The 25,596-nt window shown below is 60.8% G+C and carries 20 protein-coding genes and 1 pseudogene; 16 read left to right on the forward strand and 5 right to left on the reverse strand.

Annotated features, from left to right (window positions below; all coding sequences use genetic code 11):
• The 4 genes from CZ322_RS10015 to CZ322_RS06015 all read left to right on the forward strand — a co-directional run.
• The coding region (locus tag CZ322_RS10015; protein ID WP_200807179.1) for a cell division protein PerM at positions 1-496 on the forward strand (496 nt) is incomplete at its 5' end.
• A gap of 67 nt (positions 497-563) precedes the next feature.
• Entirely contained in the window at positions 564-1,967 is a 1,404-nt protein-coding gene (locus tag CZ322_RS06005; protein WP_087070588.1) for an alpha/beta hydrolase, read from the forward strand.
• A 97-nt stretch (positions 1,968-2,064) separates the two neighbouring features.
• Positions 2,065-2,334, forward strand: a complete 270-nt coding sequence (locus CZ322_RS06010) for a DUF3017 domain-containing protein (protein ID WP_026428220.1) — start codon at positions 2,065-2,067, stop codon at positions 2,332-2,334.
• Between the two features lie 141 nt (positions 2,335-2,475).
• Complete coding sequence (locus CZ322_RS06015; RefSeq protein WP_234984483.1) at positions 2,476-3,801, forward strand: hemolysin family protein; 1,326 nt, start codon at positions 2,476-2,478, stop codon at positions 3,799-3,801.
• A gap of 540 nt (positions 3,802-4,341) precedes the next feature.
• Here CZ322_RS06015 and CZ322_RS06020 read toward each other — a convergent pair.
• A pseudogene (locus CZ322_RS06020) lies at positions 4,342-4,785 on the reverse strand (transposase); the annotation flags it as partial.
• 87 nt (positions 4,786-4,872) lie between these two features.
• On the opposite strand from CZ322_RS06020, the gene CZ322_RS06025 reads away from it, so the two are divergent.
• The 8 genes from CZ322_RS06025 (at position 4,873) to CZ322_RS06060 (ending at position 13,853) form a co-directional block, all read left to right on the forward strand.
• On the forward strand, positions 4,873-8,007 hold the full coding sequence (locus CZ322_RS06025) for a hypothetical protein (protein WP_234984484.1): 3,135 nt from the start codon (positions 4,873-4,875) through the stop codon (positions 8,005-8,007).
• 158 nt (positions 8,008-8,165) lie between these two features.
• A complete protein-coding gene (locus tag CZ322_RS06030) occupies positions 8,166-9,713 on the forward strand; it encodes a SpaH/EbpB family LPXTG-anchored major pilin (RefSeq protein ID WP_087070592.1) in 1,548 nt (515 codons plus the stop codon).
• Between the two features lie 175 nt (positions 9,714-9,888).
• Positions 9,889-11,043, forward strand: coding sequence for a class C sortase (locus CZ322_RS06035; RefSeq protein WP_234984485.1), 1,155 nt, complete (start codon positions 9,889-9,891; stop codon positions 11,041-11,043).
• 87 nt (positions 11,044-11,130) lie between these two features.
• Complete coding sequence (locus CZ322_RS06040) at positions 11,131-12,081, forward strand: LysR family transcriptional regulator (protein ID WP_143231867.1); 951 nt, start codon at positions 11,131-11,133, stop codon at positions 12,079-12,081.
• Positions 12,082-12,220: 139 nt separating this feature from the next.
• Entirely contained in the window at positions 12,221-12,463 is a 243-nt protein-coding gene (locus CZ322_RS06045; RefSeq protein WP_087070594.1) for a hypothetical protein, read from the forward strand.
• 202 nt (positions 12,464-12,665) lie between these two features.
• On the forward strand, positions 12,666-12,863 hold the full coding sequence (locus CZ322_RS10265; protein ID WP_234984486.1) for a hypothetical protein: 198 nt from the start codon (positions 12,666-12,668) through the stop codon (positions 12,861-12,863).
• A gap of 128 nt (positions 12,864-12,991) precedes the next feature.
• Complete coding sequence (locus tag CZ322_RS06055; RefSeq protein WP_087070595.1) at positions 12,992-13,234, forward strand: hypothetical protein; 243 nt, start codon at positions 12,992-12,994, stop codon at positions 13,232-13,234.
• A gap of 67 nt (positions 13,235-13,301) precedes the next feature.
• Positions 13,302-13,853: a hypothetical protein gene (locus CZ322_RS06060; protein ID WP_234984487.1), complete on the forward strand. Its 552-nt coding sequence runs from the start codon at positions 13,302-13,304 to the stop codon at positions 13,851-13,853.
• A gap of 202 nt (positions 13,854-14,055) precedes the next feature.
• Here CZ322_RS06060 and CZ322_RS06065 read toward each other — a convergent pair whose 3' ends face one another.
• A complete protein-coding gene (locus tag CZ322_RS06065) occupies positions 14,056-16,323 on the reverse strand; it encodes a 6-phosphofructokinase (RefSeq protein ID WP_087070597.1) in 2,268 nt (755 codons plus the stop codon).
• Positions 16,324-16,479: 156 nt separating this feature from the next.
• Between CZ322_RS06065 and pgi the strand changes: the two genes are divergently transcribed.
• Positions 16,480-18,135 (forward strand): glucose-6-phosphate isomerase, encoded by a 1,656-nt coding sequence (pgi, locus tag CZ322_RS06070; RefSeq protein ID WP_087070598.1) that lies wholly within the window; start codon positions 16,480-16,482, stop codon positions 18,133-18,135.
• Between the two features lie 105 nt (positions 18,136-18,240).
• Here pgi and CZ322_RS06075 read toward each other — a convergent pair whose 3' ends face one another.
• Genes CZ322_RS06075 through CZ322_RS06085 form a run of 3 tightly spaced genes read right to left on the reverse strand, consistent with a single transcriptional unit; the run spans position 18,241 to position 20,851 of the window.
• A complete protein-coding gene (locus CZ322_RS06075) occupies positions 18,241-19,065 on the reverse strand; it encodes an amino acid ABC transporter ATP-binding protein (RefSeq protein WP_087070599.1) in 825 nt (274 codons plus the stop codon).
• Between the two features lie 8 nt (positions 19,066-19,073).
• Entirely contained in the window at positions 19,074-19,940 is an 867-nt protein-coding gene (locus tag CZ322_RS06080) for an amino acid ABC transporter permease (protein WP_087070600.1), read from the reverse strand.
• Positions 19,940-20,851: an ABC transporter substrate-binding protein gene (locus tag CZ322_RS06085; protein WP_087070601.1), complete on the reverse strand. Its 912-nt coding sequence runs from the start codon at positions 20,849-20,851 to the stop codon at positions 19,940-19,942. The genes CZ322_RS06080 and CZ322_RS06085 overlap by 1 nt, the downstream gene beginning before the upstream one ends.
• A 284-nt stretch (positions 20,852-21,135) precedes the next feature.
• Here CZ322_RS06085 and CZ322_RS06090 point away from each other — a divergent pair, with 284 nt between their 5' ends.
• The 3 genes from CZ322_RS06090 to CZ322_RS06100 all read left to right on the forward strand — a co-directional run bounded on the left by CZ322_RS06090 (position 21,136) and on the right by CZ322_RS06100 (position 25,579).
• Positions 21,136-22,119 carry a biotin--[acetyl-CoA-carboxylase] ligase gene (locus tag CZ322_RS06090; RefSeq protein ID WP_087070602.1) on the forward strand — a complete coding sequence of 328 codons (984 nt, stop codon included), beginning with the start codon at positions 21,136-21,138 and terminating at the stop codon, positions 22,117-22,119.
• Between the two features lie 2 nt (positions 22,120-22,121).
• Positions 22,122-23,876: an ATP-binding protein gene (locus tag CZ322_RS06095; protein ID WP_087070603.1), complete on the forward strand. Its 1,755-nt coding sequence runs from the start codon at positions 22,122-22,124 to the stop codon at positions 23,874-23,876.
• Positions 23,877-23,974: 98 nt separating this feature from the next.
• Positions 23,975-25,579 carry an acyl-CoA carboxylase subunit beta gene (locus CZ322_RS06100; RefSeq protein WP_234984488.1) on the forward strand — a complete coding sequence of 535 codons (1,605 nt, stop codon included), beginning with the start codon at positions 23,975-23,977 and terminating at the stop codon, positions 25,577-25,579.
• Positions 25,580-25,596 lie beyond the last annotated feature (17 nt).

Raw genomic sequence — 25,596 nt, forward strand, 5'->3', positions numbered from 1 at the left:
CCCGGCCCTGCGCCCCGCCTGGCTCCTCATCATCCCCATCCTCACGGGCCTGGCCTGGGGAATTATCCGCTCGCTGCTCCCGCGCGACTGGGTGAGCGCCGCGGTGGGCGCCCTGGAACTCCTGGTGCTCGTGGCCCTGGCCGGGCAATTCGCCACCGGCGGGATCGGCCCGGGCCGCATGCTCGAGGTCGGCACCCGCGCCCCGCTCCTCACCGGCTGCGTGGCGCTCACGGTGCTGCTACCCTTCGCGCTCGGTTACGGCGCGCGCGACTTCTGGGCGTGGGTGCGCGCCTTGTGGGAACGCTACCGGGTACGGCGCGCCCTGCGCCCCGCCCCGCAGCAGAACGACGACGCCGCCCACCCCGCAGCGCCCACTTCCGCCACCACAGCGGATGCCGCGGTCACGGCTCCTACCGCCGCGACCGCTGCGGAACCAGCATCTTCTCAGCCGGCCGCCGCTGACTGGGAGGAGCGTGGGAAAAGTGAGGAAAAATAACAGGAGAGCTGGGCATAGAGTGAAATAACGGCGCGCGGAGGTGCCCGAGCGGCCTAAAATTTTGCCTATGCTTCAACCCAATACGCACGGGGCGCTCCTGGCTGCCGGCCTCTGCTCGCTGGCTTTCCTGGCGCTGGGGGTGCGCACCATCCCGCGTACCCGCCGCCTGGCTACCGCGATTCCGGTGCTTGCCATGGTGGTGGCAGCCGTATGCGGCGTCGTCGCTATTGGGGTGGGCATGAACCTCAACTTGCAGTACGCAAGCACGTGGAGCGATGTCAAAACCATTTTCACGAAAAGCGGCGGCAAGGCTTCCGTGACCGCGGTGACGAGCGAGCTCCCCAAATACGCCGGGCAATCCGGTGAGATCCCCATGCCGGAAGGCAAAGAATGGAAAGCCGATTTCACCCCGGCCGGGCACGGGGTGGTGGGAACCGTCTTCCGCGGCCCCGAATCCGGCCTTGAGCTGCCCGTATGGGTGTACCTGCCCCCGGATTATTCCCCGGAGCGCACCTACCGCGTGATCGTCATGATCCAGGGCTTTCCCTCGCAGACGGAGAAAATTCCGGGAGTGCTGGATTTGGAGCATACGATGCCGGCGAGCGCGCCCGATACGATCGTGGTGGTCCCCTCCCTCAATGTGGATAACCAGCAGCCCGATTGCGTGGATCTATCCGGGCGGCCCGCGGTGGGAACCTGGGTGAACCGCGATGTTGTGCAGATGGTGCGCAAGAATTTTTCCGTCTCCGCGGATCGGCGCGACTGGGCCATTGCCGGGGCCTCCTACGGGGGCTGGTGCGCGCCGGTGCTCGGGCTGTACAACCCGCAAACCTTCGCCTCGGTGATTTCCTTTTCCGGGTACAACGTGCCGGTTATCGGCCTGACCCAAGCCCCCGGCCTGCGCGAACAATTCACCGTCACCAACCTCATGAAAAAAGCGAGCTGGCCGCAGTCCATGTACTTCACCGGCACCCGCACCGATAACGACCCGGTGGAACTGGCGCGCGGCCTGGAGGAAGTCAAGAACCCGCGCCTGAAAACCACCGTGCACCTGGACCCGAACGGCGGGCACTCCTGGGACACCTGGAAAAAACAGCTGCCCGGGGCGCTGGAGTGGTGGAATGGTGATCGGGCGGGCGGAGCGAAAAGCGTGGTGGCCACCCGCGGGTGGATGACCCAAAAAACCACCGTCGCCGGCGCCTATCTGCTCTTCGCGCTGCTGGCCGCGGGGAGTATTGTGCGCGGGCGAGCCCTGGTGCGCCGCCCCCGCTACGTGCCTCGGCACGCGCTGCATACCCGCCGCCACGCCCTGCCGCGCGGCACAGGCCGCTACCGGATACGGCGCTGGGCCTGGGTGAGCCTCACGGTGGCCTGGGGGATCGTGGCCCTACTCCTCACCGTCAATCTCAAAACGCATACGGTTGAAGACATCCGCTTTATCGGCGCCTTCTTCCACCTCTTCACCATGTAGCTGCGGGCGGGCGCCCGCGCAGGCTGGGCACCCCATGCCCGGGGTAGCACCGCGCAGGCCGCGAGCGTCCGCCCGGGCGCGGGCTATACTGGCTCACGTGAATGCGCACTTTTCCCACCCGCTGGTCTACTGGGCCTGCGCGGCCTGGATCGGCATCATCGTGGCCCTCGCCTTCCTCGCCGACCCGCGCGTAGCCATCCTCGCGCTCGCGGGCAGTTTCGTGATCCTCGCGGTGGCGCGCCTGACCCTACCCACCGGCTACGTCCCCTCGGTGCGTTCGCGCATCACCGACGCCGCCACCCTCCTCCTCCTGGCCGCAGCCCTCTTTTTCCTTGCGCGTTTCGCCCTCACGCCCCCCGTTATTTAAGAACGACGCCGCAGCACCCTGGCACGCCACCACGCAGGCGCTGCGCCGTCGCTGTGCCACTGCACCCCTCCCGTGTTCGCTTGCCGCTTGTTTCTGAGACGCGGTGGGCCTGGTGGGCGCGGGCTCGTCCATACTGGTGGAGTGAGTCCCTTAGCTATGAACATTATCTGGGTTGTTGTTTTCACGCTGATCGGCGCGTTTTTCGCCGCTTCGGAAATCGCGCTGGTTTCCCTGCGGCAAACGCAGATCGACGAGATGGCGGAGAACTCCGCCTCCGGGAAAACGATCCAGCGCCTAACCTCGGATTCCAACCAGTTTCTTTCCGCAGTTCAGGTGGGCGTGACCCTGGCCGGGTTCTTCTCCGCCTCCTTCGGTGCGGCCTCCATCGCCCCGGAGATCGCGCCCACGTTCAGAGCTTGGGGGATGTCCGAAAACGGGGCCACCACCCTGGCTTTTGTGCTCACCACGCTCGTGATTTCCTATATTTCCATTGTGTTCGGGGAGCTGGTGCCCAAGCGCATCGCCCTGCAATCGGCGGAAACTATCTCCACGCTGGCCGCTCGGCCCCTCGCTTTTATTACCGCGGTGCTGCGCCCGGTCATTTGGTTCCTAGGCGCGAGCGTGAACGGGGTGCTGCGGCTGTTGCGCCGCGACCCGAAAGAGCAGCGCGAAGAAATGGGAGTCGCGGAGCTGCGTGCCTTCGTGGCCAGCCAGGAAACGATTGGCACCGAGGAACGCGATATGGTCGTCTCGATGCTGTCCGTTTCGGACCGCACCGTCCAGGAGGTTATGACGCCGCGCACCGAAGTGGAATTCCTGGACGCGGAACTTTCCCTCGACGAAGCACGCCCCCTCGTTACGGCCCTGGAACACTCGCGTTATCCGGTGCGCCGCGGTGGGAACGACGACGACGTGATCGGCTTCCTACACATTCGCGATATGCTCGCTCCCGCTCCCACGGCTCAACGGGTGAGCGATTTGGTGCGCCCGGTGACGTTCTTCCCCACGGGTAAGGATGTGCTGGAGGCTCTTTCAGATCTGCGGAAAGCCCACGCTCATCTGGCCATCGTGGTGGATGAATACGGGGGTACGGACGGCATCGTCACCATTGAGGACGTGATGGAAGAATTCGTGGGCGAAATCCGCGATGAATACGACCGCGAGGTCCCCAAGGTGCAGGTACACGGGGGAGTGCGGGATATGGACGGGCTCTCCACCCGTCCCGAGGTGCTCAAAATGCTCGGGGTGGAGCTCCCCGAGGGGCCTTTCGATACCCTGGCCGGCTATATCATCGCCCAGCTGGGGCGCATGCCGCAGGTAGGGGATTCCACCCGGCTGGGCGCGGTGGAGCTCACCGTACAGTCCCTGGACGGGCGGCGCATCGACCGGGTGCGGGTGGACCAGGTGACCGAATCGGAGGACATCGCCATGGCCCGGATGGAAGGCCACAGCGAAGCCGGGCGGTAGCTGGTGCCCTAGCGGATCACGCGGGTAGCCGAATCGCGCGGGGAGCGAGATCCGCCGGCGGCGGCCGGAAGCCCCTGCTGCCAGCGGGCGTGGCGCCGTTGAATTCTGGATATACCTTCACGGAGCTGAACTGCGTTTTGGTCTGGCGGTGCATGAACGCTAAAAAATAGCATTTTTACGGGGTGGTATATGCTTCCAGTTTTCGCGACAGTGAAAATAATAGATAGAAATAGTCACTGTTAGGCCGCATAGAAAACTAATTATTATGTATAAATCGACGGTGTATTCGGCAAGTAATCGAGCTATGGTGGGCTCGTTTTCGCTCTGTTGAATTTTGGTTACAAAAGACGTTTCCGCTCGAGACTTTAGTCACAAGTAGCTACCTATTGCCGCATAAATAAGCGGAAAAGTCTGACTACTGCGTGGTTCGTGCTGGAATTATCCTGAACGTCACCCGTGGTGGAAACTGTAGAAATTAGCTAAGGTAAATCAAGAAAGCGACTATGCAGTCGTACTCATTCCTATTCCTTATTGAACGNGGTGGTGGATATCGCGTACGCTCATCCCGCCGGCATACAAGCTCACGATCATGTCATCCACGTCTGTCAGGCGCCGCGCGCCTTTAGGGACCATGGTCGGGCGGAACGTGCCGGCCCTGTCACGGGGAATATCCACGGTGATCATCCCGTAGTTCGTGGCCACGGTTTTCGGGTAGCTACCGTTACGGTAGTTCCCCATGCTCTCGGCGCCGGCTTCGGCTTTGGCTTTACGGTCTGAGTGTGCGTAGCCTAAATGGGCATCCATCTCGGCTTGAAGGCCACGCGTGATCGAGGCTTGGAGCATGCCGCGTACCAGGTCGTTAGCGTTAGTAGTAGACGTGGCTAGCTCGCCGATCAGCTCGGCCATTTGCGGGTTAGCCAGGAGTTTCTTCTCGATGGCATCGATACGCTGCTTGTCTTCAGGGTCTTGTTTCACGGTAGTCATTCTGGTTTATCTCCTAGGTGGTTTTCACCCTCACACACAAACCATTAGACACTCTCCATTCGTCCGGCGGACCGTGACAGGATTATGGTGAGTGCGAACCCGATCACCATCTACACCGACGAACAACTACCATCTCTGACGTATACCGTGTTGCCTGCGGGTGTTGAAAACCAACTCGAAGGTCAACTGGAAACAACATATTCAAATGGTTTGGGCCCGGGTGAATATCCGATCAGCCAGGGAGGACTGCGCCTCAAGCGCGAGGCGCTTTCTACCTACTCATTAAAGTTTGTCCCCTCAACCGTAACCGTAAAAGAAAAGCCTGCGCAGCCGAAGCCGCAGGTGACTGCTACAAACTGGGTTGATGGTGCGAAAGATTGTAATACCCGGAAAGTCACGCAGTCCCGGACCGTGACAGCGACTCCGTATCGGTGGGATTCTTCCGCGCGGAAGTGGGTTCTCGACGCCTCCAAGGCTTCGAAGAAGGCTGAGTCGCGTCAGCGTGACATGAATGATGGGGAACATCGTGCTTGTACGCCGCAGCCGCCGGCCCAGGTGACGTCAACTGCGTGGGTTGATGGCGCGAAGGATTGTAATACTCGGAAGGTTTCGCAGTCGCGTACCGTGACCACGACCCCGCATAAGTGGGACTCGGGTAAACGCCAGTGGGTTCTAGACACGAGCAAGGCGTCTAAGAAGACCGAGACGCGCCAGCGTGATATGAATGATGGCGAGCATCGCGCGTGTAGTCCGCAGCCTCCGGCTCAGGTGACGGCAACTAACTGGGTTGATGGTGCCAAGGATTGCAATACCCGTAAGGTGTCGCAGTCGCGTACCGTGACGACGACACCCTATAAGTGGGATTCCGGCAAGCGTAAGTGGGTCCTCGACACCGCGAAAGCGAGCAAGAAGACTGAGACGCGTCAACGGGATATGAACGATGGGGAACATCGTGAATGCACTCCGCAGCCGCCTGCTCAAGTCACCGCGACGAATTGGGCTGATGGGGCCAAGGACTGTAATACCCGTAAGGTGTCGCAGTCGCGTACCGTGACGACGACCCCGTATAAGTGGGACTCCGGTAAGCGTCAGTGGGTCCTCGACACCGCCAAGGCTTCGAAGAAGAGCGAGACCCGCCAACGGGATATGAATGACGGCGAGCATCGCGCATGCACGCCGCAGCCGAATCCGCAGGTGACTGCTGCTAACTGGGTTGATGGCGCGAAGGACTGTAACACCAGGAAGGTTACGCAGTCGCGTACCGTGACGACGACTCCATATAAGTGGGACTCCGGTAAGCGTCAGTGGGTCCTCGACACCGCGAAAGTAAGTAAGAAGACTGAGTCGCGTCAGCGGGATATGAACGATGGGGAACATCGTGCATGTACGCCGCAGCCGCCTGCCCAAGTCACGGCAACGGATTGGGTTGATGGTGCGAAGGACTGTAACGCCAGGAAGGTTTCGCAGTCCCGGACGGTGACGACAACGCCCTATAAGTGGGATTCTGGTTCGCGTAAGTGGGTTCTCGACACAAGCAAGGCCTCGAAGAAGACCGAGTCGCGTCAGCGGGATATGAATGACGGCGAGCATAGGCAATGTACACCGCAGCCGTCGGCCCAAGTCACCTCGACGGATTGGGTTGATGGTGCGAAGGATTGCAACACCCGCAAGGTTTCGCAGTCGCGCACGGTGACAACGACTCCGCATCGGTGGGACTCGGGTAAACGTCAGTGGGTCCTCGATACCGCGAAAGCGAGCAAGAAGACTGAAACCCGTCAACGCGAGATGAATGACGGCGAGCATCGTGCATGTACGCCGCAGCCGAATCCCCAAGTGACGGCAACGAACTGGGTTGACGGTGCGAAGGACTGTAACACCAGGAAGGTTTCGCAGTCGCGCACCGTGACCACGACCCCGCATAAGTGGGACTCGTCGCAGCGCAAGTGGGTGCCTGATACCGGTAAGGCGGTCAAGCGGACCGAGACGCGCCAGCGTGACATGAATGACGGTGAGCACAAGGCGTGTAGCCCGCAGCCGCCGGCTCAGGTGACCGCTACTAATTGGGTTGATGGGGCGAAGGACTGTAACACTCGTAAGGTCACGCAGTCTCGCACCGTGACGACGACACCTTCTAAGTGGGACTCTTTTCAGCGGAAGTGGGTCTTGGATAGTGCTGCGTCGTCGACAAAGACTGAAACCCGCCAGCGGGAGATGAACGATGACGAGCATCAGGCGTGTACTCCTCGGATCCCGGTTCAAGTCACGCATTCGGATTGGGTTGACGGCTCCAAAGACTGCAACACCCGCAAGGTCACGCAGTCGCGTACCGTGACGACGACCCCGTCTAAGTGGGACTCTTCCCAGCGGAAGTGGGTCTTGGACACGGCTGCGTCGTCGACAAAGACTGAAACGCGTGAGCGGGATATGAATGACGCTGAGCATCAGGCGTGTACTCCGAGGCTCCCGGTTCAAGTCACACATTCGGATTGGGTAGACGGCTCCAAAGACTGCAACACCCGCAAGGTTACGCAATCCAGAACGGTGACGACGACCCCGCCTAAGTGGGACTCGGGTAAACGCCAGTGGGTTTTGGATACCGCGAAGGCTTCGAAGAAGACTGAGACGCGTGAGCGGGATATGGATGAGCGCGAGCTTGGGGAATGCGTGAATGTTGCCCTCACGGTTTCTAAAGACACCCTCACAGTGGTGAAGGGCCAACCGGTTCTTGAGCCGCTAAGCGTGGAGGCCACCTCTACGACGGATGCGGGGCTGATCAGCCTGCAAACCGTGTGCGCCCCGAAACACGACGGACAGGCTGATACGGATCAGAATGCCTTGCCTGTGGGTGTGGAGTTGGTGCGCGTGAAGCAAGCACCTGATGGCGTTGAGCTTGCAGGGAATGGTGCCCGGACGGTTGGTGAGGTGGATGGTAATGCCACCCAGGCCGAGCTCGGCACGTATCGGTGTTGGGTGTATGCCACGAAACCCGGTATCACTATCGACCCGCTCACCGGTGCGGCTAATGGGCCTAACGCTGTGGAAGGTGTGGGGTGGGCGCGCAAGCCTTTGAGTGTGGAGGTTGTGCAGCCCGCGCTTCCGAAGACGGGTGGGGCTGGAATGAACCGTACGGCCGGCCTGGGTGCGCTCCTGATCGTGGGGGTCACCGGTGGCTGGTGGTGGGCTCAGACCCGTAGGAAGAAGGGGGTGGGCCGCCGCGCGTGAACCGATACACCCATCCCTTACCCGGTATCGGGAAAACGATGGGGTAGGCCCGAATGAGGGGCAGGTTTTTTAGCAAGTTCAACGATAAGCGCTTGGCGTTGGCCTGGCGTGTTGGTCAGTACTTCTTGTGGTGCTGAAATTATTGGGAAGGAAAAAGTATGGCTCGTAAGAAGTCATTAAGAGCGTTGGTGGCGGCGTGTGCGCTGGCACTGACGGGAATGGGTATCGGGGCAGCTAACGCCGCACCGACAAGTGATCCGGTTGCGCCGTGGGCTACGGGTGCTCCTACAACGGGGTCGATTACAATCACGAAGCAGGACGCCGCAACGAAGAAGCCGGTTAACGGGGCCGAGTTCACGGTCACGAAGGTGGATGCCCTTGGGGATGTCACCCTTGGTGATATGAAGAAAATGGCTGATTGGGAAACCGTGGCGGGTTCAATCAAGGACCTGAACGCGAATCCTGATAACCCGAAGGCTAAGCTCAGCACGACCGTCGTTCACAAGATGAAAACCGCCGGCGAGGGGCAGGCTGTTTTCGCGGACCTGCCGCTCGGGTTGTACAAGGTTGTGGAGTCTGAGGTTCCGGCTGGGTATACCTCGGATATTAAGCCGTTCTTTATGACGGTCCCGGAAATCACCGGCACCTCTTCCGCTGACCAGAAATACACCTATGATGTTTCGGTCACCCCAAAGAATACGGATGTTCGTGACCTGGTGAAGAAGACTGGTGCTTTCGAACAGGTTGTGGGTGCGGGCGATGATGTTTCCTACACGATTTCGGCGACTTTGAATAAGAAGGGCCCAATCACTGGGGCTGATATCAAGGGCTTCGCGGTTTTCGACGATGCGATGACTGATGCTTACACCGTGATTGATAAGACCGCGGTCAAGGCTGTCAAAGTGAACGGCGAAGTAATTGCGGAATCTCAGTACAACCTTGCTACCTCTACTGATGGTGTGGAAGCTGGGCGTACTCGCCTCCAGGTGAACTTCACCGACGAGGGTCTGACCACTATTGCTGGTAAGGCGACTGCTTCGGAAGCTCCGGTGGTGACCGTGGACCTGACCTTCACCCTCAAGGCTGATCTTGCTCTTGATTCGGTTTCCAATAAGTTTGGTTTCATCCCCGGGCACTCGGATAGTGAGCCGACCCCTGGCCCGATTGTTCCCGAACCCGGGCCGACCCCTGGCCCTGGCCCGGAGCCGGGTCCTGGCCCGAATCCGTTCCCGACTATTGAGTTCTATGATTTCCAGATCGCCAAGACTGATGCGTCGGATGGAAGCGTGCTTGCGGGTGCGAAGTTCGTGGCCTTCGCCAGCAAGGCAGATGCAGAGAAGTGTGTGGCCCAGAAGGATCGCGCCCAGTGCACCGGTGCTTCGGTTGGTTTCGGTACCAAGGTGACCGGCGATGATGGTTTGACCCCGAAGTTTAAGGCGAAGAAGGGTGAGGCTTTCTACGTGGTTGAGGTGGAAGCCCCCGCGAAGTTCATCCGCTCGGATGAGATCACTGAAGTAACCGTAACCGATGCCCCTGACCAGGTTCACAAGACCGGTATTAAGAACGTGCCGACAAAGGACTCTGGTAAGTGGTTCGACCTGCCTAAGACCGGTGCTATCGGGGTGGGTATCTTCGCCCTCCTTGGTGCTGGCCTAGTGGCGAGTGGCGCGGTGACGCACCTGCGTTCGCGTAAAAACAACGCCTAAACAGGAAAAACTAACGGTTCAGGTTTGCCAGCCTGAGTAGGTAACGAAGGTTGTGGGGCCGGTCAGTCCGACTGGCCCCACAATCTATCAAGCGCAAGTTAATTCTGCACGAGTAGCGCAATACGAATTGCACGGCTAGCGCAAGGAAAGGCCACGCCAGGGAGGGGGTAGGTACGTGACAGGTGAAACGGGCCCGGTGCGTGGGCGGCGTGCCCTCAATACCCCGACACCCACCCCAGCTCCCGAAACGAAATCCAGGACGGCACCTAGGGCAGAACCCAGAGTGGAATCCAATGCGGTGCCTAAGACGGCACTTCATGTGGAACCCGAACCTGCTCCAGCAGCACATCATGTGGAACCCAAGGCGCAGCGCGGCCCTGCCGCTGGTGTGGCTCGCGGGCGGCGGGCGGCGCGCGTGGGTGAGGAAAGTGGGCTGGCGAGCCTGCTCTTCTACACCGACCCGAAAGAGGATAAACGCCGGCTCTCCCCGCTGGCCATGATCCTCATCGGGATCCTGTGCCTGGCTTATCCGGTTACTTCGACGGTGTGGAATAACTGGCAATCCAAAGTAGTCTCCCGTGCCTACGAGGGCCAAGTGAATACCCAATCCCAGGAACTACGCAACTCTTATATTGAGCGTGCTCACGCCTATAACGCGAGCCACCAGGGGATGGCGGTTCTTGACCCTTATCTTGACGACATTGCCACCGACCTACCCGCCTATCAGGAATATGCTCGGGTTCTTGATCAGCCGGATGGAATTATGGGGATCGTGAAAATCCCGAAGATCGGGGTGAAACTCCCGATCTACCACGGGACCTCCCCGGAAACCCTCCAGCGGGGTGCAGGGCATATGTTCGGGACCGATATACCGGTAGGCGGTATAAACCGGCATAGTGTGGTGACGGCTCATACTGGCCTACCGACCTCTACCATGTTCGACCGGCTCACTGATCTGGGTATCGGGGACGAGTTCTTCTTCGAAATCCAGGGTCAAGTGTTTGGGTATCGCGTGGTCAGAGTAGACGTCGTCGACCCTCACGACCCAAGCCTGCTGGTACGTGTACCGGGGCGTGACCTAGCCACTCTTCTAACGTGTACTCCGTACGGGGTGAATTCGCATCGCCTGTTGGTGACGGGTGAGCGGGTGTTGCCTGACCCGGTGGAGGTGCCGGCGGTGGATGGGTTGCAATGGTCGTGGTGGATGACCCTTTTCGTGCTCGCCATCCTTATATCTTTGCTGTTTGCGTTCCTGGTGGCCAGGTCCGCGCTCGCCCGGCGTGGGGAGGACTCCAGGCGGGATATGTTGCCCCGGCACATGCTCCGCTAACCGACAGCACGCGGCGGGGAGCTGCGGCGTCGTACATTACTCAACTATCTCAACCTTTAGCATCACGACATACAACGAGGTACCGGTGTGAGACTGGAATTATTAGAAACCCTCATTCTTTATTCACGACTGGGGACCATGGACGCGGTGGCCCGCAAGTGCGGGTGTACGACCGCGGCGGTCGTGAAACGTATCCAGCTTTTGGAAGAAGAAGTCGGCCAGCAACTTACCCGCAGGGTCGGGCGCGGGAGGGAACTCACCGAAGCCGGGTGTTACCTGGTGGAACGTAGCCACCAGATCCTCGGGCTCGTGGATAGCACGGTGGCCGAGCTTCAGAATCTGGAGGATAACCCGCAGGGCACTATCGTGATTGCGGGTCGGGAAAGCAGCGCCTTAGATAGCCTGGCGCCGGTGATGGGTCAGGTGCGGGCACGATACCCGGGCATTAGTTTCCAGGTCACGCTCTGCGGGCGTGAAGCGGCTACCCGGATGATCGGTGAGGGGACTGCGTCTTTCGCGGTGCTCGATGATTCTTGGGATTGCACGGCCTGGGAGACTCTCGCGCTTCGCGGTGAGGACCGGTGGGGGTTGTTGGTGCGTACGGATAGTGACGTGGTGGGGCGCGGGACGGTTCGCCGGGCGGATATTACTCAGCGGTCGTTGATTATGCCGAAGGAGCGTAGCCGGGAGCTGGGGTATTGGTTGGATAAGGAAAACCAGCTGACGGTAGTGGGCCGTTACGGGACGAGCCGCGGGGCTCGGGTGATGGTCGAGGCCGGGGTTGGTGAGGCTATCGTGCTGGAGAATATGGCACTGGGCGGGAACGCGGGGCTGGGCGGGAACGCTGGTGCCGGGTCGGGAGTGGCGGCTGCCGGTGCGGGCCTGGTGTTTATCCCGCTGGATTGGTTGGTCGGCTTGACCTGCGTGCTTGCCTGGGATAAACAAGCACGCCTGAGCCGGGTGGGGGAGATATTCCTGGAAGCAGTACGCGCAGCCGCGGCCGATGGGAGCGCTGCCGGCGGGAGCGCAGCCGGCTAGAAGTTATCCACAGAATCGCGAAATGTCCCCTTTGTCCACAGAGTTGTAACTGGCTCTTTGCTGTGCTTCCGTATCATGCAAGAATGACGGAGAAGGACGGGAAACCACCCGAAACTACACAATTGAAGGAGTGAGACATATGGATGTTTACGAGGATATTTACGAGGACCGGTTGTATTTTCCGGATCGTGTTTACAACTCGCTGGAAGAAATCCTCGAACGCAAGGAGGAAATCTTGCGTGAGGTCAGAATGACCCGGGAAGAATTCGACTGGCGTGCCGATAACTACCAGCTCGGACCAAAAGAGTCCGACGCTTATTTCGAGATGATAGGCCTGGACCGCTTTGAGGAGTATTGCCGTGGTGAACGCACTATTGGATGAGCGTGCCGATGATTTTGCGGCACATCTACAGCGGCTCGGGGAGCTGATCGCCCCGGCTTTTCGCTGATAAAACAGACGATCAAAAATCCACTGCGATGAATGGACACACGCCCTGGTCCTGGGTGGCACTCATTCCCGCCGGTCGCGCCGGCGCATCAAGAACGAGGCCCGCACGCCCCACATTGCCGATATTCATCTCACGGTGGGCCGGCGCTGGTTCCGGTCCTGCCTGGAAGAAATCCTCCTCTTAGTCATTGACGAGCTCGGGGTAGCGTGCACACCCCGGGCACGCAAAGCACTCGACCAAGGCATCGAGGATTGGGAGGAAATCCAGCTGGAAGCCGTGATCCGTAACAAGCCCGCCACCGCAGCCCGAGTATTGGCAACACTCGAAAAGTAGCCCAGATTTCCGGTACCCCAGTGCTGAGGCAGCTAAGGAATTCCTAGGCCGTGGCTTGGCACCATGCGAAAATAACGAATAAGCACAAGCAACTACTCCGCCATGAGGCGATTGAAGGAGTGAGACACATGGATATTTACGAGGATATTTACGAGGACCGGTTGTATTTTCCGGATCGTGTTTACGATTCGCTGGAAGAGATTCTCGAGCGCAAGGAGGAAATCTTGCGCGAGGTCAGAATGACCCGGGAAGAATTCGACTGGCGCGCCGATAACTACCAGCTTGGACCAAAAGAGTCTGATGCTTATGTTGAAATGAAAGGCTTAGATCGCTTCGAGGAGTTGTGCCGTGGTGAACGAACACTTGGATGAGCGAGTCGATGCGTTTGCGGCACATCTACAGCGGATTGGGGAGCTAATTGACCCCGGGTTTTCGATAGTGAGGCAAGCACTCAGAAAAGAAAACCCACCGGCAATAAGCCTGTTTGGCGATATTCGCGTCGAACGTTTCCTTATCGTCCGTTTCGATTACGAGCTTTTCCTTAATCCGGAAACCGGTTTACTCAGAGTTAATGAGTCAACGTTCTCGGTCATCCGAGGAGCGAAAAGCAGCGAGCCGCTGGTGCGCTGGGATTATATTCGCTCACCACGTTCGAATATTCCTTGCGCCCATATCCAGATCCATTCCCACCGCGATGAATGGACACACGCTTTAGTCCTAGGCGGGACTCATTCCGGCCGGTCGCGCCGGCGCATCAAGAATGAAGCGCGTACTCCCCACGTTGCTGATATTCATTTCACGATGGGCCGGCGCTGGTTCCGGCCCTGCCTGGAAGAAATCCTCCTCTTAGTTATTGACGAGCTCGGGGTAGCGTGCACACCACAAGCACGCGAAGCGCTCAACCAAGGCGTCGAGGATTGGGAACAGATCCAGGTGCGATCCGTAGTGCGGCATCACCGTGCCACCGCTCTCCAAGCTCTTGAAGAGTGAACCACCCGCGCTAATAAAATGCGACCGGGCCGAGGCGCGCATCGATCTCCGCGTTGAAAATCGCGGAGAGGCGTTCCGGGTTTCCTGGGTGGGGACCGTCACCACGTAGGTGCGCAGCCGCGGCCGGTGGGGGCGCTGCCAGCTAGCGGCGTCGTCGCCCCCACCGCGCGCGGCGCAAGCACCGCGCTATAAGAAAACGCGACTACCGGTTATCGTCGTAAATCGCCAGGTGCTCCAGCGGGGTGGTATCCTCGCGGGCCGCCACCGTGTAGAGCACGGGGAGCGCGGAAATCCACCACGGATCCAGCGGCACCCGGTTTTTCATATCCATCTCTTCGTCCATGCGCATAATCGGATGGGACTCCAGCTTGCCATTGTGCTGGCCGATATAGCGCGCGCCCACCCGCTCCTTCTTCTCCAGCTGCGCGGTTACCTCATCAATGGCGAGGGCCGCGAGCGAGACCGCGAGCGTACGGTCATAGGACGTGGGAATACCGCCTTGCTGCTGGTGGCCAATAATCGTGGAACGAACCGAGAAAGCCCCGTGGCCCTCCTGCTGGAAGACCCGCCGCAGCAGATCCGCGGTGTAGTACTTGGACGCATCCTCATTACGAATAGCCAGGTAGAGGGAACGCGAGCCATCAAAGGCCCGGTTCATGCGCTCGCTTTCCTTCGTGAGCATCGCCAGATCCACCCCGGTCTCATGGAGGTAGACCTGCTCGGCCCCGGTGGACAGTGCGCTCATAAGCGCGAGGTAACCGCATTTACGGCCCATGGTTTCCACCACGAAGCAGCGCCGGGAAGCGGAAGCGGAACGGCGAATCTTATCGATGGTCTCCACATTGGTATTGAGCGCGGTATCCACCCCGATGGACAGATCGTGGCCGGGCAGATTGTTATCAATCGAGGCCGGCACGCAGATGAGGGGGAGGCGGAAGGCCGTGTAGCGGTCCGCCTCCTTCGCCATATTCCACGCGGTTTCATAGCCGGCCAGGCCGCCGATCATGATGATCGCGTCCAGTCCATTGGCTTCAATGGAGCGCGCCAGCCCGAAGTAATCCTCGATGCCGAGGACCGAGCGGGCTGTACCCAGTTCCGCGCCGCCCAGCGAAACCCAGCCATCCACATCGCCCCAGCTCAGCGGGCGAATATCCCCGCGGATGAGGCCGGGGAAGCCACCCTCCACACCGAGCATTTCAAAACCGCGATCCAGGCCGAGCCGCACCGCGCTACGCGCGGCCGCATTCATTCCCGGGGCGAGTCCGCCGGCGTGGAGCACGGCCACCCGCGGGCGCCAGCCGTCCTTGAAGTAGCGATCTTCACCCAGCGGGGAAGACAGCGTTTCGAAAAGGGACTTGATGCGGGAGAAGCTGGTGCCGCGCGAGCGCACCGCAGCCTCGTAATCGCCCTCTTCGAGGTAGTCGATGACCTTCTTGGTATTAGCAACCGTTTCCACCAGCGGCAGGCGCTGGAGCCGATTATTACGAATCCCGATAATGCAGGATTCTTCGCCCGGTTCGGCCCGGATCACCTCTAGGGCAGCGGTGTAGCCGAGCAGGGTAGACATCCAGCGGTCATAAGCGGACGGGGTGCCACCGCGCTGCACGTGGCCGAGGGCGGTGATCCGCGGGGATTCTCCGGTGCGTTCTTTAATAGCGGCCTGGATGCGCTGGGCGGTGATCTTTTCACCGTGCCGATCCATGCAGCCTTCAGCAACAACGATAATCGAATCGCGGCGCCCGGCCGCTCGCCCGGAACGGATCTTTTCGCACATGGCATCTTCCCAGCCATCTTCGGGGGGAAGCTCGGGAATGATGACATCATCTGCGCCGCCGGCCATTGCACCCATGAGGGCAAGGTAGCCGCAGCGCCGCCCCATCACTTCCACCACGAAGACCCGCTGGTGGGAAGCGGCCGTGGAAGTGAGAGCATCAATGGCATCAATGATGCGGCACAGGGCCGAATTGGTTCCCACCGTCATATCGGTGCCGACCATATCGTTATCGATGGAACCCACCACCCCGGCAATATGGAGTTCAGGGTGGCGCGCGGCAAGATCGGCCTCGATCTCCCCGGCTTCTACCAGTTCTTCGAGGAGTCCACTCCAGCGTTCGCGCAGAGTATCCGCACCGGTGAGGGAACCATCCCCGCCGATAACCACGAGGCGGTCAATTCCGGCCCGTACCAGATTCGCGGCCACTTTCCGCATGCCATCCCGCTCCCGGAATTCGGTGGAGCGGGCCGAGCCGATAACCGTGCCACCCTTATCCAGAATGGAGGACACATCGCTCCAGACCAGCGGCTCAATAAGATTATCGATAGCTCCGCGCCACCCCTCGCGAATCGCGAAAGGGCGGGCGCCCACGTGTAAAGCGGTACGCACCACGGCGCGCACCACCGGGTTCATGCCCGGGGCGTCCCCACCCGAAGTAAGAATGGCAAGGGATACGGGATCTGCGTGATCTGACATGGTTCCTCCTCCGAAGATCATTGTGTCAAAGATGGTGGGCTCATGTGTGGTGCTAGAGTCCGGCGGCGCGCCCGCGAGATGTGGTAGCGGAGCGCCGCCAGGCCGCAAAGTTGATTACACTACGAGATAAAGACTACTTCGAGGATGAGGATAACCATGTCGCACCCCATTGACCCCACAACCACGCGCGCCTGGGCGCGGCTGCATGACCTTCATGACGGATTCACCGCTGATTTCCGGGCCCGTTTCGCTGCGGATCCCCAGCGTGCCGAGCGGCTGAGTTTCACCGCCGGCGATCTTTTCGTGGATCTGTCCAAATCCTATTTGGATGATGACGTTCGCGATGCACTGCTGGAACTTGCCGAAGAAACCGGGGTTGCTCAGCGCCGCGATGCCATGCTGCGCGGCGAGCGGATTAACGTGACTGAAAATCGGGCGGTGCTCCATACCGCACTGCGGCGCACCGCCGATGACACCGTGGAAGTAGACGGGCACAATGTGGTGGCTGATGTACGCGAAGTCCTTGAGCGGATGTACGCTTTCGCCACCAAGGTACGCGAAGGCAGCTGGCGCGGGGTGACCGGAAAGGCCATCACCACCGTGGTCAATATCGGCATTGGCGGTTCGGATCTGGGCCCGGTGATGGCCTACGAAGCCCTGCTCCCATATGTCAAGGACGGGCTGGAATGCCGCTTCATTTCCAATATTGACCCCACCGATGTGGGGGAGACCCTGCGCGGGGTGGACCCGGAAACCGTGCTCTTCATCGTGGCGTCCAAGACTTTCACCACCCTGGAAACCCTCACCAATGCCCGCCAGGCCCGCTCCTGGTTCCTCGCCCAGCTCGCCGCGCGCGGCATCCAAGATCCCGGTGCGGTGGCCAAGCACTTCGTGGCCGTGTCCACCAACCTGGAGAAGGTAGCGGAATTCGGAATTGAGCCCGCCAATGCCTTCGGTTTCTGGGATTGGGTAGGAGGGCGCTATTCGGTGGATAGCGCCGTCGGCCTTTCCCTCGCCATTGCCATCGGACCGGAACATTTCGAAGAATTCCTCTCCGGATTCCGCACGATTGACGAGCATTTCGCCACCGCACCGGCCGCGGAAAACGTGCCCCTCCTCATGGGGCTCCTCAATATTTGGTACGTCAATTTCTTCGGGGCGGCCACCCACGCGGTGCTGCCCTACGCGCAGTACCTGCACCGTTTCCCGGCCTACCTTCAGCAGCTCACCATGGAATCCAACGGCAAGCGGGTGCGCTGGGACGGCAGCCCGGTCACCACCCACACCGGGGAAGTGTTCTGGGGCGAACCGGGCACCAACGGTCAGCACGCCTTCTACCAGCTCATCCACCAGGGCACCCAGCTCATCCCCGCTGATTTCATCGCCTTCGCGAATCCTGTTTTCGCGCTGGTGGATGGGGAGGCCGATCAGCATGAGCTCTTCCTCGGCAACTTCTTCGCGCAAACCAAGGCTCTGGCCTTCGGGAAGACTCTGGATGAAGTGCGGGCGGAAGGCACCCCGGAGGAGATCGTGACCGCGCGGGAATTCCCCGGGAACAAGCCGACCGCTTCGATTATGGCCCCGGCCCTCACGCCTTCGGTACTTGGCCAGCTGATTGCGCTCTACGAGCACATCACCTTCACCCAGGGCGCGGTGTGGGGCATTGACTCCTTCGACCAGTGGGGCGTGGAACTGGGCAAGCAGATGGCCAAGGAACTCACCCCGGCGATTAGCGGGGACGCGGCGGCCCTGGAAGCACAGGATTCTTCCACCCGCCAGCTCATTGAGTACTACCGTGCCCACCGGAAGTAGTGCCGTGCGGCACTAGCGCCGCACACCGGAGTTAGCGCACAGTACATACAAACGGTGCCGGCCACCCCCAATAACGGGAGTGGCCGGCACCGTTTGTACTTGCGTTTAAAGCACCTTGGTGAAGAAATCACGGGTGCGCTCCGAGCGCGGGTTATCGATCACCTGCGCCGGGGTGCCCTCGTCGATAATCATGCCTTCGTCAAGGAACACCACTTTATCGGCCACCTCCCGGGCGAAACCGATTTCGTGGGTGACCACCACCATGGTCATGCCCCCGCGCGCCAAATCCTGCATCACGGAGAGCACCTCACCCACGAGCTCCGGATCGAGCGCCGAAGTAGGCTCATCGAAAAGCATGAGCTCGGGGTGCATGGCCAGGGCACGCGCAATAGCCACCCGCTGCTGCTGCCCGCCGGAAAGCTGAGCCGGGAAATGATTAGCGTGGTCGCGCAAGCCCACCCGCTCCAGCAACTCCAGGGCCTCGGCCCGCGCCTCCTTTTCCGGGCGGTGCGCCACCTGGACGGGCGCCTCCATAATATTTTCCATCGCGCTCATATGCGGGAAAAGATTGAAACGCTGGAACACCATCCCCACCTTGGCGCGCTGGGCGGCTACTTCCGCCTCGGTGCGCTTCCGCAGCCAGGTCCCTTGCGAAGTAACGGCACCGGAGCGGCGGGCCAGCATTCCGCGCCACCCGGTGGGGGCGGGCTGTTCGGTCATCCCCAGCAGCTCCCCGTCCAGGTAGATCCGCCCGGCCGTAATAGTTTCCAGCTCGTTCAGGCAGCGCAGCAGCGTGGATTTACCCGAACCGGAAGGCCCGAGCAGCACCACCACCTCACCGCGCTGCACCGTGAGATTAACACCTTTGAGAACGGTGTGATCACCGAAAGATTTGTAGACGTCGCACACGTCCACCATGGCGTGAGTCATTGTTCTCCTTAGGGGGTGACGTCCAGGAAGGCCGTCGTCGCCGTACGTCCGTCAAAACCACGCGCGAAATGGCGTTCAATACGATGCTGCACCATCATGAGCAGCGAGGTAATAACCAGGTACCAGATCGCCGCGACCACGAGGAAGGGGAACGGCAGGTAGGTTTTCGAACCCAAATCCTGGGCCGCGAAGGTGAGGTCCAGGGTGAAAGGAACGGCGAGTACCAGCGACGTTGTTTTCAACATCGAGATAGTTTCGTTCCCGGTGGGCGGAATAATAATACGCATGGCCTGTGGCAAAATAATGTGCCGCATAATCGTGCCCGAACGCATTCCCAGCGCCACCGCGGCTTCCCGCTGCCCCGGGTCAATCGCACCCAAACCGGAGCGAATAATCTCCGCCAGGTAGGCGCCTTCGTTGAGGCCTAGCCCGATAATCGCCGCGATAAACGGGGTGATGACCCGGTCGGTCTGGAACGTGAAGAATTCCGGCCCGAAAGGAATCCCCAGCGAGAGCTTCTGATAGAGCGAGGGCAGCAGCCCCCAGAACATGAGCTGGGTGTAAATCGGGGTGCCGCGGAAGAACCAAATATAGAAGCGGGCAGCCGCGCGCAGCACCGCGTTACTTGATTCGCGCAGCACCGCCATGGTCAGCGCCAAAATAATGCCAATAACCATGGCGAGCCCCGTCAGCACCAGGGTGTAGACGATACCGCGCAGGATCCGCCAATCGAAAAGATAACGCCCCACCACATCCCAGTGGAAAGCGTCATTGGTGATGAGCGCATTGAGCGCCATCGCCCCGAGCACCGCCATGACGATGAGCCACACAATATTGCTCATCTTCACGCGGGCTTGCGGATGAATCTTCTCCATTACTGCACCTGGGGGTTGATCTCGGCGGTGCTCAGCACGCCTTCGGTAATGCCGTAATGCGCGAAGATCTCCTTGAGTTCACCCGAATCCATCAGGGATTGCAGCGCGGCCTGCACCGCCTTGGCGAGCTCCGGATTGTCCTTGGCCACCGCGATAGCCACCGGGGCGGAATCATAAATATCACCCGTGGTCTTCAGCTGCCCATTCGAACGAGCCACCGCGTAACCGAGCACCGGGGAATCAGCGAAAATAGCATCGTACTGGCCGGAAACCACCCGGGTCACGATCTGCGGCACATCCGGGAGGGACATAATCTTAATCGGCTTGGCGCCCTTCGCTTCGCACGCGGCGGTGGCTTCCTTGAGGGCTTCCTCCTGGGAGGAGCCCGTTTGCACGCCGATGGTGAAACCGCAAGGGTTATCCGGGGTGAAATCACTGGACTTGGCCGGCACTCCGTATTCGGAACCCGCCTCGAAATACGTAATCATATTGAAAGCTTCTTCACGTTCGGGGGTGACGGTGAAGGTGGACAGGCCCACATCGAATTTGGTTCCGATCTGGGGGAGGAGCGAATCAAATTCCACGTGCGTGGTGGTGCCGTCTTCGAGTCCCATCTTTTTCGCGATGGCGCGCGTGAGGTCAATATCGTAACCGGTGGGGGTCTGCCCGTCTGCCTTGCGGTATTCCGCGGGGGCGTAATCGGTAGACGCGCCGTTGCGTAATTGCCCGCGTGCGGTAATATCCGCCGGAACTAGGGCAGCGACGGCGGAATCTGCCGCGATGCCATCAACAGCGAAACCGGACTCACCCGGATCGGCCGCGGCGGTGGAATCCGTCAAAGCAGCCTCATCATTGGAGCAGGCGCCCAGCGTGAGGAGGCCGGCAGCAAGCAGCGCGATTGTTTTCTTCATTTTCTTCCCCTACGGTGAATGTTTTTTCAGTGTTCGGGTGGAAATTACTCGGAACAGTCCCAAGTATAGCCAGTAAATATACGTGTGCATGTATAAAAATGTGAATATGCGGGTAGATAACGGCCGCTTTGGCGTATTTTCGGGCTTTGTGCGGCGCTGATGTGAGGGGACTAACGGCGGCGCGCCCCGAACGAGCGCGTATGTTACGAATCCGTAAGTTACGATTACGTAAGGTTACGCATTAGTAGGTTAGCGGCGGAGTGCCCGCCGGAAAGAAGGCTGAGGTGAGCAACGTGCATTCAGGAAACGTGCTCTTCCCGCGTACCGCGAGCGCGCTGGGGGAGGTAGGGCTCCCCGGTGCCGCGCTCCTGCATACCGATCTGACCACATCCACCCAGGATGACCTGGCCGAACTCTGGCTCAGTTCCGGGGGCATGCCCGCACCCGGGCTGGTGTGCGGCCTCATCGCCGATGAACAAAGCGATGGGCGCGGGCGGATGGGCCGCTCCTGGTTCGCCACCAAAGATGGTTCCCTGCTTTTCTCGGTGCTCATCGCAGTGCCAGAATCAGTGCGCGCGGAGCTGAGCTGGGTGACGTTCGCCGGGGCCCTGGCCGCCCGCGCCGCCCTCGAAAAGCTCGGGGCCAACGTGGCGATTTCTTGGCCCAATGATATTGTTACCCGCCTGCACGCCGCGAAACTGGCCGGGCTGCTCGGTGAAGTTGTGAGTACGGATGCGGCCGGGAATATCGGCGTGGTGCTCGGGGTGGGAATCAATCTGGGGCTGCGCGCCGAGGAACTTCCTACCCCCACCTCGGCTTCGCTAGCCACCGCCGGCTTCCCGGTTCCTAGCCGCGATGAGGTGGCCGCCGCCTACCTGCGCGAGCTCGGGGCCCGGCTGGCCGCCCTCATGAGCGCCTGTGAGAGCGGAATAGGTAATGCGGCAGCTAGCGGCGCCGTCGTACCCGAAACACGCGCGTGTCACCTGGAAGCGAGCGATGCAGAGGCGACCGACGCAGAAGCAAGCGCGGCAGAACGCTCCGCAAGTGCGGCCGAACGCTCGGGACTCTTAGCCGAACTCAATGCCACCTGCGCAACCCTGCGCGAGGGCATTACCGTCAACCGCCCGCGCGATACTCCGGTGCACGGGCGCGGGGTGCAGATTTTAGCCGACGGCGCCCTCGTGGTCGCCACCACTGCCGGTGACGTGCGTATTTCCACCGGAGAAGTCTCGCTCCTGGGTCGGGTTGCGCCCTCGGAAGGAAAGTAGTGATGAAAAAAATTCTGGTTGCCAATCGCTCCGAAATTGCCGAGCGCGTGATCCGCACCGCCCACGATATGGGGATGAAAGCGGTGGCGGTCTATGCGGACGCTGATCGCGAAGCCCAATTCGTGGAGGATGCCGATAGCGCCTACGCGCTGGAGGGCACCGCCTACGCCGATACCTATATGAATATTGAGAAAATCATCGCGATTGCGCAGCGTTCCCACGCGGACGCCGTGCATCCCGGCTACGGTTTTCTTTCCGAAGTTCCCGAATTCGCCACCGCGGTTATTGAGGCGGGCCTCACGTGGATCGGCCCGGCCCCCGCGGTGCTCCACCGCCTCGGCGATAAAATCCAGGCGCGCCGGCTGGCCGAATCGGTGGGCGTGGCCCCGGTGCCCGGCGTTTCTGACCCGGTGCAGGGGCGTGCCGGGGTGGACGAGTTCGTGGCGCGTTTCGGTTTCCCGATTGTCACGAAGAAGGCCGACGGCGGGGGTGGGCGCGGTATCACCATCCATAATGAAGCCGCTGACCTGGACCGCTTCTTCGCGGCCCACGGGGCGGATCTGGATTCCTATTTTGTGGAGCGTTTTATCCGCACCGCCCGCCATATTGAAACGCAGTCGGCGCGCGATTCCCACGGGAATTTCGCGGTGATTTCCACTCGTGATTGTTCGGCCCAGCGCCGCAACCAGAAACTCATCGAAGAAGCGCCCGCCCCGCTGTTGCCCGGCAACGCCGAAGCGATCGTGACCGAATGGTCGCGCCGGCTTTTCGAAGCGGTGGATTACGTGGGTTTGGGTACCTGTGAATTCCTGGTGGAACCCGATGGGCGGGTCAATTTCCTGGAAGTGAATCCGCGCCTCCAGGTGGAACACACCGTGTCCGAAGAAGTAACGGGAATGGACCTGGTGCGTGAACAAATCCTCATTGCCTCCGGCGCGGAGCTCTCCGAAGTTCCCGCCCCGCGCGCCCACTCTTTCGAATTCCGGATTACCTGCGAGGACCCGGCCACCGGCATGGTGCCCTCCACCGGAACTATTGAAAAAATCCGCTGGCCGCTGGGCCACGGGGTGCGCATCGAATCCGGGATTGAAGAAGGCGATATTGTGACCGCCGATTTCGATCCCATGCTCGCCAAACTCGTGGTGACCGCCCCGGACCGCGAGCAGGCCATTGCCCGCTCGCGCCGCGCCCTCGCGGAATTGCAGATTACCGGGGTGGCCACACCCTGCGCCATGTACCGCGATGTGCTGGCCATGGAAGAATTCGCCGGGCATATTCCATCTACCCGCTGGCTGGAAGATACCGTGCTCCCTGCTTACGAAAATACCCAGGCCGCCAGCACCCCGGCACCCGTCAAGGATGAAGAACCGCGCCACACCTTCGTTATTGAAGTGGATGGGCGGCGCATGCGCATGACCCTCCCGGCCGCGCTCATCGCCACCGGCTCACACGTGGCCCGCCGCACCCTGCAACCGCGCCGCTCCCAGGCGGCCTCCCGCACCGCGATGCCGGCCCAGGATCTGACCGATCCGAGCGGAATGGTGAACTCGCCCATCCAGGCGATTGTGGTGCGCGTGGTGGTGGAACCGGGGGACAAGGTCCACGAAGGCGATCTGCTCGTGGTACTCGAATCCATGAAGATGGAAAGTTATGTGTATTCGCCGCGCGATGGCGAAGTGACCGACGTGGAAGTGCGGGCCGGGGCCACCGTGGCGGCCTTCCAACCCCTCGTGCGGGTGGTGGGTGCCGATGCTTAGCAACCAGCCCAGTTCCTGCCCGCGCGTTATGCGTCCGTGCCCGCACGCGATTATGCGCCACCACGTGAGCCCCTGCCCGAAAGTAGCGAAGGAGAATCATGTCGCTGACTGAATTACGTTCCGCCCACGAATGGCAAACCTTGGATCACAGCGCCCAGCAGGTGGACCGGGTGCGTTTCGCGCAGTACCAAAACGACCTGGCCCGCCAGGCCGAGGAACGCGCCGCTAAGCGCCAGCACGCCCACGGCAAAAAGACCGCCCGGGAGCGCATCGCCCTACTGTGCGATGAGGGCAGCTTCACCGAAATCGGGCAGTTCGCCGGCGGGAACCTGGGGCGCGGCTTCCGGGGCGCCGCGGTGGTGACCGGAATTGGCCAGGTGGACGGCCAACTCGTGGCGGTATACGCCCAGGACTTCTCCGTATCCGGGGGCACCCTGGGCGAAGCTGAGGGCGATAAAATCGTTGCCCTCATGGACAAAGCCCTTGAGCTGCGCATCCCCATGGTCTCCCTGCTTGATTCGGGTGGCGCCCGCATCCAGGACGGCGTCGTCGCCCTTTCTCAATACGGCCGTATCTTCAAGAAAACAATCGCGGCATCGGGCATTATCCCGCAACTCTCCGTTATTCTGGGGCCTTGCGCGGGCGGCGCGGTGTACGGGCCGGCCCTCACCGATTTCATTATTATGACGCGCGATAACGCGCATATGTTCGTGACCGGACCGGACGTCGTCAAGGCAACCACCGGGGAAGAGGTCTCCTTCGATGACTTGGGCGGGGCCACTCTCCACAATTTCCAATCCGGGGTGGCCCACTACCTGGCCGCGAATGAGGACGATGCCCTCGATTACACCCGCACCCTCCTCACCTATCTGCCCGCGCATTGCGACGCGGAGCTGCCGCGTTGGGATTACGAGGAAACGGCCACGGATACCCAGTGCGCCCGGCACCTTTCCGATCTGGTGCCCGCCTCCACCAAGCAGCCCTACGATATGCTCGACGTTATCGCGAACCTCGTGGATTACGGGGAATTCGTGCAGGTCCAGGAGCATTTCTCCCGCTCCATCGTGGTGGGATTCGCGGCGCTGGCCGGGCAATCGGTGGGGATCGTGGCCAATCAGCCGCTCGTGGATGCCGGCACCCTGGACGTGGACGCCTCCGAAAAAGCCGGGCGTTTCGTGCAATTCTGCGATGCTTTCCACGTGCCTGTTATCACCCTCGTGGACGTGCCCGGCTACCGGCCCGGCACCGAACAGGAACAGGCCGGGATTATTCGCCGCGGCGCGAAGCTTATCTGGTCCTATGCCAATGCGACGACGCCCCTCGTGACCGTGGTGTTACGGAAAGCCTACGGGGGCGCCTATATCGTGATGGGTTCGAAATCCCTGGGAGGGGACCTCAACTTCGCGTGGCCGGGTGCGGAAATTGCGGTGCTCGGCGCCGAGGGTGCGGTCGCTATTACAGGGCGACGGCGCCTGCGGGAAGCCGAACAGAACGGTGAGGATGTGGCGGCGGTGCGCCAGCAGCTCATCGAAGAGTACACCCGCGAGAATGTCAATCCTTTCCTCTCCGTGGAACGCGGGGAGCTGGACGGCATTATCGCCCCCGAAGATACCCGGCGGGTGCTCATTGAATCCCTGCGCATCCTCGCCACCAAAGACTGCTCGCATCCGGGCGAGCGCCGGCACGGGAATATTCCCATGTAGCGGCTCGCCCCAAGCGC

Origin of the sequence: Actinotignum timonense, from assembly GCF_900155575.1 — a bacterium.
GTDB lineage: Bacteria > Actinomycetota > Actinomycetes > Actinomycetales > Actinomycetaceae > Actinotignum > Actinotignum timonense.

What these genes read in the sequence shown, in the direction of transcription:
- CZ322_RS06065 (WP_087070597.1), bottom strand. Translation starts at nt 16,323, where the DNA reads ATGTCAGATCACGCAGATCCCGTATCCCTTGCCATTCTTACTTCGGGT.
- CZ322_RS06100 (WP_234984488.1), top strand. Translation starts at nt 23,975, where the DNA reads ATGTCGCTGACTGAATTACGTTCCGCCCACGAATGGCAAACCTTGGAT.
- CZ322_RS06095 (WP_087070603.1), top strand. Translation starts at nt 22,122, where the DNA reads ATGAAAAAAATTCTGGTTGCCAATCGCTCCGAAATTGCCGAGCGCGTG.
- CZ322_RS06005 (WP_087070588.1), top strand. Translation starts at nt 564, where the DNA reads ATGCTTCAACCCAATACGCACGGGGCGCTCCTGGCTGCCGGCCTCTGC.
- CZ322_RS06055 (WP_087070595.1), top strand. Translation starts at nt 12,992, where the DNA reads ATGGATATTTACGAGGATATTTACGAGGACCGGTTGTATTTTCCGGAT.
- CZ322_RS06080 (WP_087070600.1), bottom strand. Translation starts at nt 19,940, where the DNA reads ATGGAGAAGATTCATCCGCAAGCCCGCGTGAAGATGAGCAATATTGTG.
- CZ322_RS06045 (WP_087070594.1), top strand. Translation starts at nt 12,221, where the DNA reads ATGGATGTTTACGAGGATATTTACGAGGACCGGTTGTATTTTCCGGAT.
- pgi (WP_087070598.1), top strand. Translation starts at nt 16,480, where the DNA reads ATGTCGCACCCCATTGACCCCACAACCACGCGCGCCTGGGCGCGGCTG.
- CZ322_RS06030 (WP_087070592.1), top strand. Translation starts at nt 8,166, where the DNA reads ATGGCTCGTAAGAAGTCATTAAGAGCGTTGGTGGCGGCGTGTGCGCTG.
- CZ322_RS06075 (WP_087070599.1), bottom strand. Translation starts at nt 19,065, where the DNA reads ATGACTCACGCCATGGTGGACGTGTGCGACGTCTACAAATCTTTCGGT.
- CZ322_RS06085 (WP_087070601.1), bottom strand. Translation starts at nt 20,851, where the DNA reads ATGAAGAAAACAATCGCGCTGCTTGCTGCCGGCCTCCTCACGCTGGGC.